Here is an 816-nt window from a genome sequence, read left to right on the forward strand (position 1 = left end):
TCCCCGGCACCGACTTCGACGCTTTGGCTGCCGACGAAAGTCGCGACGTCACCTTCAGCTACACCGCTATCGATAACGACGGCGGCGTCAGTGCACCGAAGACGGTGACGATCACTGTCACCGGCACAAATGATGCGCCGGTTGCCGTCGCTGATACCCAAACCACCGGTGAGAACACCGCGCTGACTGGCCAGGTCCCGGCAGCGGCCGATGTCGATGGCACCATCGCCAGCTACGCGCTCGACACCAGCGTAGGTCAGGGCAACGGAACGCTGAACTTCAACGCCGACGGCAGCTACAGCTTCACGCCCGGCACCGACTTCGACGCTCTGGCCGCGGGCGAGAGCCGCGACGTGACCTTCAGCTACACCGCCACCGATAACGATGGCGGCGTCAGTGCAACGAAGACGGTCACCATCACCGTGACCGGCACCAACGATGCACCGGTGGCTCAGGCCGCCACGGACATGACAGAGGAGAACTCCGTTCTCAGCGGGCAAGTGCCGGCAGCAACGGATGTCGATGGGACGATCGCCGGTTACGACCTGGCGACGGATGTCGGTACCGGCAATGGTTCGTTGACGTTCAATGCCGACGGTTCCTATAGCTTCGTCTCCGGCACCGACTTCGACAGTCTGGCTGCGGGCGAGAGCCGTGAGGTCACGTTCAGTTACACCGCTACCGACAACGATGGCGGCGTCAGCGAGCCCAAGACGGTCACTATTACCGTCACCGGCACCAACGATGCGCCGGTGGTCGTCGCCGATACCCAGACCACCGGCGAGAACAGTGCTCTCAGCGGGCAGGTGCCGGCAG

1 protein-coding gene is annotated in these 816 nt (G+C 63.7%); it reads left to right on the top strand.

The window, feature by feature from the left end; translation table 11 throughout:
* The coding region (locus BTW08_RS18650) for an Ig-like domain-containing protein (RefSeq protein WP_139313735.1) at positions 1-816 on the top strand (816 nt) is incomplete at both ends.

Source organism: Salinicola sp. MH3R3-1, from assembly GCF_001937155.1.
Lineage (GTDB): Bacteria > Pseudomonadota > Gammaproteobacteria > Pseudomonadales > Halomonadaceae > Salinicola > Salinicola halophyticus.